This is a genomic window from Pseudomonas sp. zfem004 (genome assembly GCF_032621715.1).
Taxonomy (GTDB): Bacteria; Pseudomonadota; Gammaproteobacteria; order Pseudomonadales; family Pseudomonadaceae; genus Aquipseudomonas; species Aquipseudomonas sichuanensis.
The window spans coordinates 209,074-223,884 of sequence record NZ_JAVYJF010000004.1; the positions used below are offsets into that span (position 1 = coordinate 209,074).

12 protein-coding genes are annotated in these 14,811 nt (G+C 65.4%); 8 read left to right on the forward strand and 4 right to left on the reverse strand.

Going from position 1 to position 14,811, the window contains the following annotated elements; genetic code table 11:
• Positions 1-8 precede the first annotated feature (8 nt).
• The 5 genes from parE (at position 9) to RTH46_RS06450 (ending at position 6,566) form a co-directional block, all read left to right on the forward strand.
• Complete coding sequence (parE, locus tag RTH46_RS06430; RefSeq protein WP_110996466.1) at positions 9-1,913, forward strand: DNA topoisomerase IV subunit B; 1,905 nt, start codon at positions 9-11, stop codon at positions 1,911-1,913.
• Positions 1,910-2,896 (forward strand): esterase-like activity of phytase family protein, encoded by a 987-nt coding sequence (locus tag RTH46_RS06435; protein ID WP_316905263.1) that lies wholly within the window; start codon positions 1,910-1,912, stop codon positions 2,894-2,896. Before parE ends, RTH46_RS06435 begins: the two co-directional genes overlap by 4 nt.
• On the forward strand, positions 2,893-3,411 hold the full coding sequence (locus RTH46_RS06440) for a TIGR02281 family clan AA aspartic protease (RefSeq protein ID WP_316905264.1): 519 nt from the start codon (positions 2,893-2,895) through the stop codon (positions 3,409-3,411). Before RTH46_RS06435 ends, RTH46_RS06440 begins: the two co-directional genes overlap by 4 nt.
• 10 nt (positions 3,412-3,421) lie before the next feature.
• Entirely contained in the window at positions 3,422-5,680 is a 2,259-nt protein-coding gene (gene parC, locus RTH46_RS06445) for a DNA topoisomerase IV subunit A (protein ID WP_316905265.1), read from the forward strand.
• A 175-nt stretch (positions 5,681-5,855) separates the two neighbouring features.
• Positions 5,856-6,566, forward strand: coding sequence for a membrane integrity-associated transporter subunit PqiC (locus RTH46_RS06450; RefSeq protein WP_153786158.1), 711 nt, complete (start codon positions 5,856-5,858; stop codon positions 6,564-6,566).
• Positions 6,567-6,655: 89 nt separating this feature from the next.
• Here the strand turns inward: RTH46_RS06450 and serB are convergent, their stop codons facing one another.
• Complete coding sequence (serB, locus tag RTH46_RS06455) at positions 6,656-7,870, reverse strand: phosphoserine phosphatase SerB (RefSeq protein WP_316905266.1); 1,215 nt, start codon at positions 7,868-7,870, stop codon at positions 6,656-6,658.
• A gap of 135 nt (positions 7,871-8,005) precedes the next feature.
• Here serB and RTH46_RS06460 point away from each other — a divergent pair, with 135 nt between their 5' ends.
• A complete protein-coding gene (locus RTH46_RS06460) occupies positions 8,006-9,451 on the forward strand; it encodes a histidine kinase (RefSeq protein ID WP_153786160.1) in 1,446 nt (481 codons plus the stop codon).
• 62 nt (positions 9,452-9,513) lie between these two features.
• On the opposite strand, the gene asd is transcribed toward RTH46_RS06460, so the two are convergent.
• From asd to RTH46_RS06475, 3 genes are read right to left on the reverse strand one after another with little or no spacing between them, the layout of a single operon-like run.
• Positions 9,514-10,377 (reverse strand): archaetidylserine decarboxylase, encoded by an 864-nt coding sequence (gene asd, locus RTH46_RS06465; RefSeq protein ID WP_153786161.1) that lies wholly within the window; start codon positions 10,375-10,377, stop codon positions 9,514-9,516.
• A 9-nt stretch (positions 10,378-10,386) separates the two neighbouring features.
• Positions 10,387-11,196, reverse strand: a complete 810-nt coding sequence (locus tag RTH46_RS06470; protein WP_279846547.1) for a rhodanese-like domain-containing protein — start codon at positions 11,194-11,196, stop codon at positions 10,387-10,389.
• A gap of 44 nt (positions 11,197-11,240) precedes the next feature.
• Positions 11,241-12,776 carry an HDOD domain-containing protein gene (locus RTH46_RS06475; protein WP_316905267.1) on the reverse strand — a complete coding sequence of 512 codons (1,536 nt, stop codon included), beginning with the start codon at positions 12,774-12,776 and terminating at the stop codon, positions 11,241-11,243.
• A 130-nt stretch (positions 12,777-12,906) separates the two neighbouring features.
• On the opposite strand from RTH46_RS06475, the gene motA reads away from it, so the two are divergent.
• Together motA and motB are read left to right on the forward strand one after the other, a co-directional pair.
• On the forward strand, positions 12,907-13,758 hold the full coding sequence (gene motA, locus RTH46_RS06480) for a flagellar motor stator protein MotA (RefSeq protein WP_110996144.1): 852 nt from the start codon (positions 12,907-12,909) through the stop codon (positions 13,756-13,758).
• 3 nt (positions 13,759-13,761) lie between these two features.
• Positions 13,762-14,772, forward strand: coding sequence for a flagellar motor protein MotB (gene motB, locus RTH46_RS06485; RefSeq protein ID WP_153786164.1), 1,011 nt, complete (start codon positions 13,762-13,764; stop codon positions 14,770-14,772).
• Positions 14,773-14,811 lie beyond the last annotated feature (39 nt).

Genomic DNA, 14,811 nt, shown 5'->3' on the forward strand with positions numbered 1-14,811 from the left:
GAGACCCCATGGCCAATCCCAGCGCTAGCGCCTATAACGCAGACGCCATCGAAGTCCTCTCGGGCCTTGACCCGGTCCGCAAACGCCCGGGCATGTACACCGACACCAGCCGGCCGAACCACCTGGCCCAGGAAGTCATCGACAACAGTGTCGACGAAGCCCTGGCCGGCCACGCCCGTTCGGTGCAGGTGATCCTGCACGCCGACCACTCGCTGGAAGTGTGCGACGACGGCCGCGGCATGCCGGTGGACATCCACCCCGAAGAGGGCGTGTCCGGTGTCGAACTGATCCTCACCAAGCTGCATGCCGGCGGCAAGTTCTCCAACAAGAACTACCAGTTCTCCGGCGGTTTGCACGGCGTCGGTATTTCGGTGGTCAACGCCCTGTCCACCCAGGTGCGGGTGCGCGTGAAGCGCGATGGCAACGAATACCAGATGACCTTCGCCGATGGCTTCAAGGCCAGCGAGCTGGAAGTGGTCGGCACCGTCGGCAAGCGCAACACCGGCACCAGCGTGTACTTCACGCCTGATCCCAAGTACTTCGACTCGCCCAAGTTCTCCATCAGCCGCCTCAAGCACGTGCTCAAGGCCAAGGCCGTGCTGTGCCCAGGGCTGTCGATCAGCTTCGAAGACAAGGGCACCGGCGAGAAGGTCGAGTGGCACTACGAAGACGGCCTGCGTTCCTACCTGGTCGACTCGGTCAGCGAATACCTGCGCCTGCCCGACGAGCCGTTCTGCGGCAGCCTGGCCGGTAATAAAGAGGCGGTCGACTGGGCCCTGCTGTGGCTGCCCGAGGGCGGCGACAGCATCCAGGAAAGCTACGTCAACCTGATCCCCACCGCGCAAGGCGGCACCCACGTCAACGGCCTGCGCCAGGGCCTGCTGGATGCCATGCGCGAGTTCTGCGAGTTCCGCAACCTGCTGCCGCGTGGGGTCAAGCTGGCCCCGGAGGACGTCTGGGAGCGCATCAGCTTCGTCTTGTCGATGAAGATGCAGGAGCCGCAATTCTCCGGCCAGACCAAGGAGCGCCTGTCGTCCCGCGAGGCGGCGGCGTTCGTCTCGGGTGTGGTCAAGGACGCGTTCAGCCTGTGGCTCAACGCCCACCCCGAGCTGGGCATGCAACTGGCGGAGCTGGCCATCAGCAACGCCGGCCGCCGCCTGAAGGCAAGCAAGAAGGTCGAGCGCAAGCGCGTCACCCAGGGGCCGGCACTGCCGGGCAAGCTGGCCGACTGCGCGGGCCAGGACCCGATGCGCGCTGAGCTGTTCCTGGTAGAGGGCGACTCCGCCGGTGGTTCGGCCAAGCAGGCGCGGGACAAGGAGTTCCAGGCGATCCTGCCGCTGCGCGGCAAGATCCTCAACACCTGGGAGGTCGATGGCGGTGAAGTGCTGGCCAGCCAGGAAGTGCACAACATTGCCGTGGCCATCGGCGTCGATCCGGGTGCCACCGACCTGACCCAACTGCGCTACGGCAAGATCTGCATCCTCGCTGACGCCGACTCCGACGGCCTGCACATCGCCACCTTGCTGTGCGCGCTGTTCGTCCAGCATTTCCGCCCGCTGGTCGAGGCCGGTCACGTCTACGTGGCCATGCCGCCGCTGTACCGCATCGACCTGGGCAAGGAGATCTACTACGCCCTCGACGAAGCCGAGCGTGATGGCATCCTCGATCGCCTGGTTGCCGAGAAGAAGCGCGGCAAGCCGCAGGTCACCCGATTCAAGGGCTTGGGCGAGATGAACCCGCCGCAGCTGCGCGAAACCACCATGGACCCGAACACCCGGCGCCTGGTCCAGCTCACGCTCGACGACCTGGCGGGTACCACCGAGATCATGGACATGCTGCTGGCGAAGAAGCGCGCCGGTGACCGCAAGAACTGGCTGGAGACCAAAGGCAACCTGGCCGAGGTCCTGGTTTGATTCGTCCGCTCCTGGCACTTTGCCTGGCGTTGTCGATGTTGCCGGCCCTGGCGCAGGACTGGCCGGAGCTCAAGCTCACCCGCGAGCATCCGGTCGAAGGCATGCATGGCGGCAACCTGTCCGGCCTGGCGATGTGCCGTGGGGCACTGTGGGCGGTGTCCGACCGCGACGATGACCGCATCTATCGCCTCGACCGGGGCGACAGCACCTGGCGCGCCGAAGCGCTGGTGTTCACTCCGCCTGCGGCGCCGGACACCGGCCTGCCGTGGGGGCTGAAGTCGCGCAACTGGGCCGCATCGTTCATCCGTGGCGGGGCGCTGGATTTCGAAGGGATCGCCTGTGATCAGGCCGGTAACTTCTATGTCGTCAGCGAAGCGCACGCAGCAGTGCTGCAATTGCCAGCCGAAGGTGAACCGAGCTGGTTGAAAATCGATCAGGCGATGGTCCGCCAGGCCCGTGGCAGTGGCATGCTGCTGCACTTCAATGCCTTGTTCGAAGGCCTGGCGATCAACCCGGCGGGCGACCGCCTGTGGCTGGCCGCCGAGCGCGAGCGCCGTGGCCTGCTTTCGGTGCGGCGCCAGCAGTCGGTATGGGACTGCGGGCGCAGTTGCGTGATATTCAGCGAGGCCGGCGTCGAGATGCAGCCAGCTCAATTCCCGGGCGCTCGCGCCCTGTCGCGGGACTTCGCCGACCTGGCGTTGTTCGACGGCAAGCTGTTCACCCTGGAGCGCAATGCCTACCGCATTTGCCGGCGCGATGCCGACAGCGGCGCGGTCGAGCGCTGCTGGTCGTTTGCCGCCGACGCGTTGCTGGCGCCCCGTCAGTACGATCAACCCTACGGCCTGGCCGAAGCGCTGGTGATCGACAAGGACGGCGCCTGGATTGGCCTGGACAACAACAACGGCGTGCGCGCCGATGGTGAAGCGCGGCCGATCGTCTGGCGCTTCGCCGCGCCACAGGGCGGCTGGAGCGGCAAACCATGAGCCAGGTACCGGGCAAACGTGCGGGCAGGGTGCTGATGGTGCTCGCCTGGGTGGCGGCGATGTTCCTCGCCACGCGGTTTTTCGGCCAGTGGGAAGAGCGCCAGGAAAACCCCAACAGCGAAGTGCAGAGCACCCAGGGCGATGGTTTCGTCGAAGTGCGCCTGTTGAGCAACGGCCAGGGGCATTTTGTCGCCGATGGCGCGATCAATGGCCGGGTGGTGCATTTCATGCTCGACACCGGGGCCACCGACGTGGCCATCCCCGAGGCGCTGGCCCGCGACCTGGATCTTGCCCGTGGCGCGCCAGTGACGCTGAGCACCGCCAATGGCCGTACCGAGGGTTACCGCACCCGTATCGACAGCCTGCTGCTGGGCGATATCCACCTGCGCGACGTGCGCGCCCTGGTGGTGCCCGGCCTCGACGGCCAGGCCGTGCTGCTGGGCATGAGCGCCCTCAAACAACTTGAATTTACCCAGCGCGGCGGCACCATGCTGCTGCGCCAGAACCTGAAATGACGAGGCCCGCATGAGCGACTCACTCGAACTCAGCCTGGACGGTGTCGAACGCCGCTCCCTGGCTGAATTCACCGAACAGGCCTACCTCAACTACTCCATGTACGTGATCATGGACCGCGCGCTGCCGCACATCGGCGACGGCCTCAAGCCGGTGCAGCGCCGTATCGTCTATGCCATGAGCGAGTTGGGGCTCGATGCCGATTCCAAGCACAAGAAGTCGGCGCGTACCGTCGGTGACGTGCTCGGCAAGTTCCACCCCCACGGTGATTCGGCCTGCTATGAAGCCATGGTGCTGATGGCCCAGCCGTTCAGCTACCGCTACACCCTGGTCGACGGCCAGGGTAACTGGGGTGCGCCGGACGATCCGAAGTCGTTCGCCGCCATGCGTTATACCGAGGCGCGTCTGTCGCGTTACTCCGAAGTGCTGCTCAGCGAGCTGGGCCAGGGCACGGCCGACTGGGTGCCGAACTTCGACGGCACCCTGCAGGAGCCAGCGGTACTGCCGGCGCGCCTGCCGAATATCCTGCTCAACGGTACCACCGGCATCGCCGTGGGCATGGCCACCGACGTGCCGCCGCACAACCTGCGCGAAGTGGCCAGTGCCTGCGTGCGCCTGCTCGACGAGCCCAAGGCCACGCTTGAGCAGCTGTGCGAACACATCCAGGGGCCGGACTACCCGACCGAGGCCGAGATCGTCACCCCGCGCGCCGACATCCTCAAGATGTACGAGAGCGGCAAGGGCTCGATCCGCATGCGTGCGGTGTACCGCGTCGAAGACGGCGATATCGTCGTCACCGCGCTGCCCCACCAGGTCTCCGGGGCCAAGGTACTGGAGCAGATCGCCGCGCAGATGCAGGCCAAGAAACTGCCGATGGTCGCTGACCTGCGCGACGAGTCGGACCACGAGAACCCCTGCCGCATCGTCATCATCCCGCGCTCCAACCGCGTCGATGCCGCCGAACTGATGCAGCACCTGTTCGCCACCACCGACCTTGAGAGCACCTACCGGGTCAACGTCAACATCATCGGCCTCGACGGTCGTCCGCAGCTCAAGAGCCTGCGTGCATTGTTGCTGGAGTGGCTGGAATTCCGTGTCGCTACCGTTCGTCGCCGCCTGCAGCACCGCCTGGACAAGGTCGAGCGGCGTCTGCACCTGTTGGAAGGCTTGCTCAAGGCGTTCCTCAACCTGGATGAAGTGATCCACATCATCCGCACCGAAGAGCACCCCAAGCAGGCGCTGATCGAGCGTTTCGAGCTGACCGAGATCCAGGCCGACTACATCCTCGAAACGCGTCTGCGTCAGTTGGCGCGCCTGGAAGAGATGAAGATCCGTGGCGAAACCGACGACCTGCTCAAGGAGCAGAAGCGTCTGACCACGCTGCTGGGCAGCGATGCCAAGCTGCGCAAGCTGGTACGCAGCGAACTGATCGAAGATGCCCAAACCTACGGCGACGACCGTCGTTCGCCGATCGTCGAGCGGGCCGAAGCCAAGGCCCTGTCGGAAAACGAGCTGATGCCGACCGAGCCGGTCACCGTGGTGCTGTCGGAGAAGGGCTGGGTGCGCTGCGCCAAGGGCCACGACATCGATGCCACGGGGCTTTCGTACAAGGCCGGCGATGGCTTCAAGGCCGCTGCCGCCGGGCGCTCCAACCAGTTTGCCGTGTTGATCGACTCCACCGGGCGCAGCTACTCGCTGGCTGCCCACAGCCTGCCGTCCGCCCGTGGCCAGGGCGAGCCGTTGACCGGCCGCCTGACGCCACCGCCAGGCGCTACCTTCGAGTGCGTGCTGCTGCCGGACGACGATGCCCTGTACGTGGTGGCGTCCGACGCCGGCTATGGCTTCGTGGTCAAGGGTGAAGACCTGCAGGCCAAGAACAAGGCCGGCAAGGGCCTGCTGAGCCTGCCGAACGGCGCCAAGGTCATGACCCCGCGCCCGGTGGCCGAGCGCGAGCAGGATTGGCTGGCGGCAGTGACCACCGAAGGGCGCCTGCTGGTGTTCAAGGTCGCCGACCTGCCGCAGCTGGGCAAGGGCAAGGGCAACAAGATCATCGGCGTGCCGGGCGACCGGGTGGCCAGCCGTGAAGAATATGTCACCGATCTGGCGGTGGTCAGCGAGGGGGCGACCCTTGTATTGCAGGCTGGCAAGCGTACCCTGTCTCTGAAGCCGGATGACCTCGAGCATTACAAGGGTGAGCGCGGTCGCCGTGGTAGCAAATTGCCACGCGGCTTCCAGCGTGTCGATGCACTGCTGGTGGAGACCCCGGCATAAGCCGGTAGCGCGTCTGCAGCGGCGCTTTCGGCGCCGTTGCAGGCGGAAATGCTGGAGTCGGGCCGCTATTTCGCGGATGATAGTGCTCTTGTGGCGCCGGCGTGGCCGAGTGCCCGGATGAATTTACGTGAGTATCACTGCGGTCAGTCTTGAGGCGACCGCCTGGATGGGATGAATGAAATTTCTGCGCCTTCCATTTGCGCTGTTGATGACTGGGCTGCTGGGCCTGAGCGGGTGCAGCATGCATCAGCCGGTCGCCTTGTATCAGCTCGACAGCGGTGACCCTGGCCAGCCTTCCCAGGCGGCGGGCATGGCGGTGGTGCTTGGCCCTGTTTCGGTGGCCGACTACCTGCAACGCGAAACCTTCCTGCAGCGCCAGACCGATGGCAGCCTGACTGCGGCGACCGACGGTCGCTGGGCCGGTAGCCTTTCGTCGGACATCGATCAGTTGCTGGTGCGCCAGCTGGCCTGGCGCCTGGACAGCCAGCGCGTGGTCCTGGCGCCCGCCAGTGCGGGTTTCACCCCGGACGTGCAGGTGCTGCTGACCATCACTCGCCTGGATTCGGGCAAGAACCAACCGGCGATCCTGGATGCGCAATGGCGTGTACTGGACCGTCGTGGCCAGGTGCGTGATAACCGTATCGTTCACCTCGAGCAACCGCACCAGGGCAGCGAATCGGCCCAGGTGCAGGCCCAGGGCCAGTTGCTGCAGAAGCTCGCCGAGCAGCTCAGCAGTGCGGTCAAGCCGCTGGCCAACCAGCCTGCCATCGCCGAGGAAGCGCCCCGCAAGCAGGCGGCGCCGGTACAGGTGAAGAAGGAGCCGGAGAAGTCGAAGATCCCGATGGCTTCACCGATCCGCACCGATATGGAAGTCTATCGGTTCTGATCCGCCAGACATGAAAAAGCCCGCAGCGATGCGGGCTTTTTCATTGCCTCTGTCTTCGCCGGCACGCCGGCGAAGGGGGCGGTCAATCATCAGCCGCGTGCGTCGCGATCGCGCAGGCCCAGCAAATACAGCACGCCATCCAGCCCCAGCGTTGAGATTGCCTGCTTGGCCGACTGGCGCACCAGCGGCTTGGCGCGGAACGCCACACCCAGGCCGGCCAGCGACAGCATTGGCAGGTCGTTGGCGCCATCGCCCACGGCGATGGTCTGCTCCAGCTGCAGGCCCTCTTCAGCAGCCAGCTTCTGCAGCAGCTCAGCCTTGCGCTGCGCGTCGACAATCGGCTCGACGGCAACACCGGTCACCTTGCCGTCGACCACTTCCAGCTCGTTGGCGAACACATAGTCGATGCCCAGGCGCGCCTGGACCTGCTTGGCGAAATAGGTGAAGCCGCCAGACAGAATGGCGGTCTTGTAACCCAGGCGCTTGAGTTCGGCGAACAGGTGCTCGGCACCTTCGGTCAGGCGCAGCGAGGCACCGATTTCATCCAGCGCGCCAACGTCGAGCCCCTTGAGCAGCGCCATGCGCTCCTTGAAGCTGGCACGGAAATCCAGCTCGCCGCGCATGGCACGCTCAGTGATTTCTGCCACCTGCTCGCCCACGCCGGCTGCCTTGGCCAGCTCGTCGATCACTTCGGCTTCGATCAGCGTGGAGTCCATGTCGAACACGGCCAGGCGGCGGTTGCGGCGGAACAGGTCGTCGCGCTGGAAGGCGATGTCGATGTTCAGTTCTTCGCACAGGGCAAAGAAGTCGGCACGCAGGGCCTGGGCATCGGTCGGTTCGCCACGCGCGGAGATCTCCAGCGCGGCCTTGCCGTTATCGGCATCGGCATTCAGCGCCACACGGGCGGACAGGCGCTCGATGCGCTCGATGGTCAGGCCGTATTGGCTGATGATCGCGCTGACCCGCTGCAACTGCTCCGGGGTGACCCGGCGGCTGAGCAGGGTGACGATATGGCGCGCCTCGCCCTGGCTGTCGGCCCAGTGCTGGTAATCGGCTTCGGAGATCGGCGTGTAGCGCGCCTGCAGGTTCAGATCGTGGGCCTTCGATTGCACGCTCTGCAGCAGCGAGGTGGCGACTTCGTTGTCGGGAATGTCGACCAGGATGCCGAACGACAGCGTGCCGTGCATCACCGCCAAGCCGATGTCGAGGATGTTCACACCGCCCTGGAGCAGGACGCCGGTGATGGCAGCGGTAAGACCTGGACGGTCTTCACCAGTGATGTTGATCAGGACGATTTCGCGCAAGACCGGGCTCCGACTTCGATGAAAAATGCGCATTCTACCGATTTTCCGTGACCATCGGGCGCCAACGATACTTTGCCGACAAAACTCTGCTCGCTATACTGCGCAGCACTTTCTCGCCATTAAGAGCCGCGCTCTGTGAACCGGCCTACGCCCGTCAAAACCGACAACTTCTTCCTGATGATCTACCGAGCCCTCAGCCAGCGCCGAATCCCGCTGGCCCTGCGTATCGCCAGCCATAACATCTTCCTGGTGGCCCTGGCCCTGGTGATCTATGCCTGCGTGATGGGTTTGCAGTTCAAGCAGGCCATGCATGAGCAGGCCGATGCCGTTGGCCAGAGCCTGACCACGCAGACCGCCACCTCCGCCACCGAACTGCTGGTGTCCAACGACATCCTCAGCCTCAACGTGCTGCTCGGCAACCTGGTGAAGAACCCGCTGGTGGCCCACGCCGCCATCTACAGCGTGGACAACCGCATCCTCGCCGAGGCCGGCCAGCGCCCGCGCAACAGCCTGCTGGGCGAGGCAGAGGGGGTGTACCAGACCAAGATCACCTTCCAGGACGTGACCGCCGGCCAGCTGCGCATCAGCCTGGACATGAGCCAGTTCCAGCAGCCGATGCTGATCAGCCTGCAGAGCATGGGCATCCTTGCCGCCATCCTGCTGGCGCTGGCCCTCACCCTGAGCCTGCGCCTGGGCCGCTTCATCTCCACCCCGCTGCTGCAACTGCGGGTCTGGCTGCGTGACCCGCACCCCTACACCCCGGCCATCGACCGCCAGGACGAAATCGGCGACCTGGCCCGCCAGCTGCACGCCCGCCTTGCCCCGCCACCGCCGCCTGAGCCGGAGGTCGAGGAAGAAGACGACTTCGACGATGTCCCGGTAGCGCCCAAGGCCGCCCCGCGCGCCAAGGTCGCGGTGCAGGAAACTGACGACGATGACGAGGCCTTTGCCGGTCTGATGGACGAAGAAACCGCCCCCGCCAAACTGAGCGCTGTCGAGTCGAACGAACCCCAGAGCAGCGCCGTGCTGGCCGTGCAGCTGGGCTCCCAGGAGCAACTGCGCCGCCTGCCGCGCACCCGCCTTGCCGAGTTGCTGGAACGCTACAACGACTGCCTCGACCAGGCTGCCTCGCTGTACGAAGGCGAACTGCACACGCTGAGCGACGGCGGCACCCTGCTGCTGTTCCACAGCCGCGACTGTGGCGAGGACTACCTGACCAACGCCATCTGCTGCGGTGAGCTGCTGCGTGCCCTGGGCCATGCCCTGCAGATCGAGGTGGCCGACAGCGGCATCACCCTGCAGCTGCAGTTGGGCCTGGTGCTGGCCGATGACTTGCAGGGCCTGGACCAGGTCGACCTGCTGATGACCGAGCAGGCCCAGGACGCCCTGGCGCTGTCGCAGCACAGCCGCAACCTGCTGCTGGTGGAGCGGCGAATCAGCGACGATGCCCTGGTGCGCCAGCGTGCGCGCATCCGCCCGATCGCCAGCCCTGAGGGCGCGAGCTGCGTGGAGCGGTTGATGGAACCGTACCCATCGATGCTGGAGCGCCAGCTGGCACGGATGCACGAACGCCGCGCCTGATACGCCATGCACCAAAAGAAAAGGCCCTGCAGATGCAGGGCCTTTTTCATTGCGGCGGCGGATCAGGCCTGGGTTGGCTGCGCCAGCAGTTCACCCATGCGTACGGCAGAGCCTGCGCCGAGGTTTTCAGCCCACTTCACCTGCTCCGGCCCGAACAGCACGATCGCCGTGGAGCCCAACTTGAAGCGGCCCAGCTCGGCGCCTTTCTCCAGGTGGATCGGTGCGCGGCTGGCTTCGTCGTAGCGGAAGGTCTTGAGCTCGCGCTTCGGCGGCGTGACCAGGCCGGCCCAGACGGTCTCGATCGAGGCGACGATCATCGCGCCAACCAGCACTACCGCCATCGGCCCGCGCTCGGTGTCGAACAGGCAGACCACACGCTCGTTGCGGGCGAACAGCTCGGGGACGTTCTCTGCGGTGGTCTGGTTGACCGAGAACAGCCGGCCCGGCACGTAGACCATCTCGCGCAGGGTGCCGGCCAGCGGCATGTGCACGCGGTGGTAGTCCTTGGGCGACAAGTAGATGGTGGCGAATTCGCCGCCCATGAAAGGCGCGGCCAGGGCCGGGTCGCCGCCCAGCAACTCGAGGGCGCTGAAGCTGTGGCCCTTGGCCTGGAAGATGCGGCCATGCTCGATCGGGCCAAGCTGGCTGACCGCGCCGTCGGCCGGGCAGAGGATGGCGCCGGGGGTTTCGTCCAGCGGGCGGGCGCCGGGCTTGAGGGCACGGGTGAAGAAGGCGTTGAAGTGCTCGTAGGCAGTCAAGTCTTCGACCAGCGCTTCGGACATGTTCACCTGGTAGCGCTTGGCGAACCAGGCGGTGAAGGCATTCTTGAACCAGCGCGCGCGGCATTCGGCGACGCAGCCGGCCAGTCGCGACAGCAAGTGGTGCGGCAGCAGGTGCTGGCTGATGATGAACAAACGGGATTTCATTGAGCGTCCTTAAACTTCTACGGGCGTGTCGGGGTGGTTGCCCCATTCGCTCCACGAGCCGGCGTAAGCCTTGATGCGTGGGTAACCGAGGGCCTTGGCCACCAGGTAGGTGAAACCGGAGCGGCGGTGGGTCTGGCAGTGGGTGATCACTTCCTTGTCTGGGGTGATGCCCAGTTGTTCGAGCACTTGCGCGATGTCCTTGCGGATGCGCAGGTGGTCGTTCAGGTCCATGCCGGCGGTCCACTCGAAGTTGATCGCGCCGGGGATGTGCCCGCCCTTGGCGGCCAGGACTTTTTCGCCGCTGAACTCCTGCGGGCCGCGGGCGTCCCAGACCACCAGGTCGTCGGCGCCCAGGCGGCTTTGCAGGTATTCGCGGGTGGCGGTCGGCTCGCTGTGCAACTGCAGGCGCACCGGGGTGCTGGCGGGGGCCGGCGCCTCGGTGGACAGCTTGTCTGCCGGCCAGGCCTGGATGCCGCCGTTGAGGTAGTGGTAGTGCGGGTGGCCGATCACGTCGAGCAGCCAGATGAAGCGCCCGGCCCAGCCGCCCCCTTCATCGTCGTAGACCACATAGACGGCATCGTTGCGGTGGCCGAGCTCGCTGAACAGTTTCTCCAGGTCGCCCAGTGCTGGCAGCAGGCCGGGTGCTGGTGGTTGACCCAGCTGGGTGCGCTTGCCCTCGACGAAGCGGGCCCCTGGGATGTGCCCGCTGACGTAGCGATTGGCACTGCTCAGGTCGACCAGGATCAGCTGTGGCGAAGCCAGGCGCGGTAGCAGGTCCTCGGCTTCGATCACCAGGGGCAAGCCGGAAAAGTCAGTCATCCACGGTCTCCAGGGTGGAAAGAGCAGCGATTGTAGCGCAAGGCTCAGGCATTGCGGTTGGCAAACACGGCCAGGGCGCGCTCGATGCATTGCGCGGTCTTGCCGAAGGCTTGCACGCTGACATCGGCCAGCGGCTTGCCGCCCTGGTCGACCACCGCCAGCATCAGCACCTGCTCACCGACGGCCAGCGAGCGCAGCAGCAGGTGCTCGCTGCGGAAGAACGCCCGCAACGGGGCCGGCAGCAGTGCGGCGAACTGGGCATGGTTGTCGGGCGTCAGGCGCAGTTGCCCGGCTTTGCTCATCAGCTTTTGCAGCAGTTTGTTCTGCGCGATTGCCAGCGCCATGGCGTCGGCTTCCTTGGGCAGGCCGGCGGTCTGCTGCACGCGCAGGTAGTCGCTGGCCTTGTCCAGGCTCAGCAGCATGATGCGCTGCATGCCGCACGCCAGCAGCGCTTCGCGCGCTTGCGTGGCCAGGTGCACGGTGTTGGAGAACGGGCTTGGCTGGGCCAGCAGTTCCTGGCACAGCGTGCGCCAGTGCGCCAGCGCGTCGGCGCTGGGCGGCGGCGGGGTGAGCATGTCCGGGTGCGGGCGGCGCTGGTGCCAGGGCCAGATCAGCGCTTCGGCTGGGTGGAACAGGGCGTGGCGCGCATGGTGGCGGGCGCTGGCCGCGGCCTGTTGGTGGACCTGCTGCTGCACATCTTCCAGCGATGTCTGCAGGTACAGCGCGGTCAGCAGTTGCCAGCGCAGCAGGTGTGGGTTGTCCCAGCCGACCTGGGCCGCCAGCGCCAGGCCATTGGCGAGCAGGACGGTATTGGGCGGCTGGTTGAACCAGCGGCGCAGGGCCGGCTCCTCGTCCAGGCGCTGCTGTTGTGCCAGGGGCTCGGGTTCACGGGCGATGGCCAGAACCTGGGCCAGTTGCTCGCGCTCGTCGATCAGCAGGCGATAGCCCTGGGTGACCCAGCCAGGCAGGCGCCAGTGCTCGGCCACGGCTTGGCACAGCGCCATGATGCGCACGCCGAACAGCTCATGTTCGACCAGGGCTGCGTCCTCGCCCTTGTGGATAACTCGCAGTTCCCAGGTGTCCAGCAGTTTCGGGTAGGCCAGGGCCAGCGGCCACAGCGGCGAGAGAAACAGCAGGCTGCCCCAGTGGATGTCCTGCCACAGCCGCGCCAGGCGGCTGGCGAACAGGCCGTTGGCTTGTTGCGCGGCATGCTGGCTGATCAGCAGGAACTGGCGCAGCACCGGCGGGATGTCGTCGCCGGGCAGGGTGGGCAGGCGCGCCAGCAGCTGGCTGGTGCGTTCAAGGCCCAGGCGATTGAGGGCGACTTCCAGGTTTTCGGCGGGCTCGGCCTGGCTGGGACTGGCCGGGTGGTTGGCCTCGCGCATCACGCACAGCACCAGGGCGGGGCTGTCCTGCAGCAGTTCGGCGATCTCGCGCAGCGAGCGGCGGCTGTCGCCGATGGCCTTGACCACCTGGTCGTGGCTCTCTTTCGGCACCGGCAGGCGCACCCCATCGAGCAGCTTTACCCAGGCCTCTAGCGTCGCTGGAACCTTACTTGGCACCTTGGTTTCAATTGGCATTTTGACATCAGTCCGAACTGGCTTTTCGCGATGAGTGGCTATAGTCTGGCGCAGTTGTGCCGATAAGTAGAAGAAGAGTTTTAAAGCTCCCGTCCCCGACCCTGACCACGACAGCAAGTGCTTTGAACCTATGGCTAAAATTATCGGCATCATCGTCGTATTCGCGAGCGTGCTCGGCGGCTACGTGCTTTCCCACGGCAAGATCGCGGCGCTGATTCAGCCGTTCGAAGTGCTGATCATCGGCGGCGCCGCGTTCGGTGCGTTCCTTCAGGCCAACCCTGGCTACATGACCATGCACGTGGTCAAGAAGTCGCTGAAGATGTTCGGCAGCCGTTTCACCCATACTTTCTACCTGGAAGTACTGGGCCTGGTATACGAGATCCTCAACAAGAGTCGCCGCGAAGGCATGATGGCCATCGAAGGTGACATTGAAGACGCCGCCGCCAGCCCGATCTTCGCCAAGTACCCCGCGGTACTGGGCGATGAACGCATGACCGCCTATATCTGCGACTACCTGCGCATCATGTCCACCGGCAACATGGCTCCCCACGAGCTCGAAGGCCTGTTCGACATGGAACTGCTGAGCATGAAGGAAGAGCTGGAGCACCCGTCCCACGCGGTGAACGGCATCGCCGACGGCATGCCCGGCTTCGGTATCGTCGCGGCGGTACTGGGTATCGTGGTGACCATGGCGTCGCTGGGTGAAGGCGACCAGGCGTCGATCGGCCTGCACGTAGGTGCGGCGCTGGTCGGTACCTTCTTCGGTATTCTGGCGGCCTACGGCTTCTTCGGCCCGTTGGCCAAGTGCCTGGAGCACGATGCCAAGGAAGAGCTCAACCTGTACGAGTCGATCAAGGCTTCGCTGGTCGCGTCCGCCTCGGGCATGCCGCCTTCGCTGGCTGTCGAGTTCGGGCGCAAGGTGCTGTACCCCAAGCACCGTCCAAGCTTCGCCGAGCTGGAACAAGCGGTCCGCGGTCGTTAAGCCATGGAAAACAATCAGCCCATCATCATCAAGCGCGTAAAGCGCTTCGGTGGAGGCCACCATGGCGGCGCCTGGAAGATCGCCTTCGCCGACTTCGCCACGGCGATGATGGCGTTCTTCCTCGTGCTGTGGCTGCTTTCCACCGCCACGCCCGAGCAGAAGATCGCCATTGCCGGCTACTTCAAGGACCCGATCGGCTTCTCCGAAAGCGGCACGCCCTACATCATCGACCTGGGTGGCTCGCCACAGCTGGCCCCCGAGAAGACCATCAACCCCGAGACCAAGTCCGAGCCGACGCCTGATACCAGCATCCAGCTGGACAAGGACAAGGTCGAGACCATGGCCGAGCAGGTCGAGCGCGAGCGCCTGGAGCTGCTGCTGCAGGAGCTGCAGAACAAGGTCGAGGAAAACCCGCAGCTGCAGAAGTTCAAGGACCAGATCCTGTTCGAGATCACCCAGGACGGCCTGCGCATCCAGATCATGGACGCCGAGAACCGGCCGATGTTCGACATTGGCAGTGCGCGGTTGCAGCCGTACTTCGAAGATATCCTGCTGGCCATGGCCGACACCATCAAGGCGGTGCCGAACAAGATCAGCGTCAGTGGCCACACCGATGCCAAGCCGTACTCCGGCACCGGCGACTACGGTAACTGGGAACTGTCGGCCAACCGTGCCAACGCCGCGCGTCGTGCGCTGGTCGCCGGTGGTTACCCCGATGACCAGGTGGCGCGGGTGGTGGGGTATGCGTCGTCGTCGCTGTTCGACCGCAAGAACCCGTTCAACCCGGTCAACCGCCGTATCGACATCATCGTCCTGACCAAGAAGGCCCAGCGCACCATCGAGGGTGAGCAGGGTGCACCCGAGGCCCAGCCGCAAGCGACGCCGCCAGCCCCGGCTGCGCCAGGTGCCGCGGCTCCGGCGCCGCAGGAGCCGATGCAGCCCCGTGAACTGCGTCAGAAGCTGAACATCTTCGAGGATGGTGTGTTGAAGATGGATGAGCAGAAGAACCAGTAAGCCGGGTGCTGCCTGGCAAAACGCCCGTAATTGCATATG

Bases quoted from the DNA above. Each gene is read 5' to 3' on its own strand.
- RTH46_RS06440 (WP_316905264.1), top strand. From the start codon at position 2,893: ATGAGCCAGGTACCGGGCAAACGTGCGGGCAGGGTGCTGATGGTGCTC.
- RTH46_RS06470 (WP_279846547.1), bottom strand. From the start codon at position 11,196: ATGACTGACTTTTCCGGCTTGCCCCTGGTGATCGAAGCCGAGGACCTG.
- motA (WP_110996144.1), top strand. From the start codon at position 12,907: ATGGCTAAAATTATCGGCATCATCGTCGTATTCGCGAGCGTGCTCGGC.
- parE (WP_110996466.1), top strand. From the start codon at position 9: ATGGCCAATCCCAGCGCTAGCGCCTATAACGCAGACGCCATCGAAGTC.
- asd (WP_153786161.1), bottom strand. From the start codon at position 10,377: ATGAAATCCCGTTTGTTCATCATCAGCCAGCACCTGCTGCCGCACCAC.
- motB (WP_153786164.1), top strand. From the start codon at position 13,762: ATGGAAAACAATCAGCCCATCATCATCAAGCGCGTAAAGCGCTTCGGT.
- RTH46_RS06450 (WP_153786158.1), top strand. From the start codon at position 5,856: ATGAAATTTCTGCGCCTTCCATTTGCGCTGTTGATGACTGGGCTGCTG.
- RTH46_RS06475 (WP_316905267.1), bottom strand. From the start codon at position 12,776: ATGCCAATTGAAACCAAGGTGCCAAGTAAGGTTCCAGCGACGCTAGAG.
- parC (WP_316905265.1), top strand. From the start codon at position 3,422: ATGAGCGACTCACTCGAACTCAGCCTGGACGGTGTCGAACGCCGCTCC.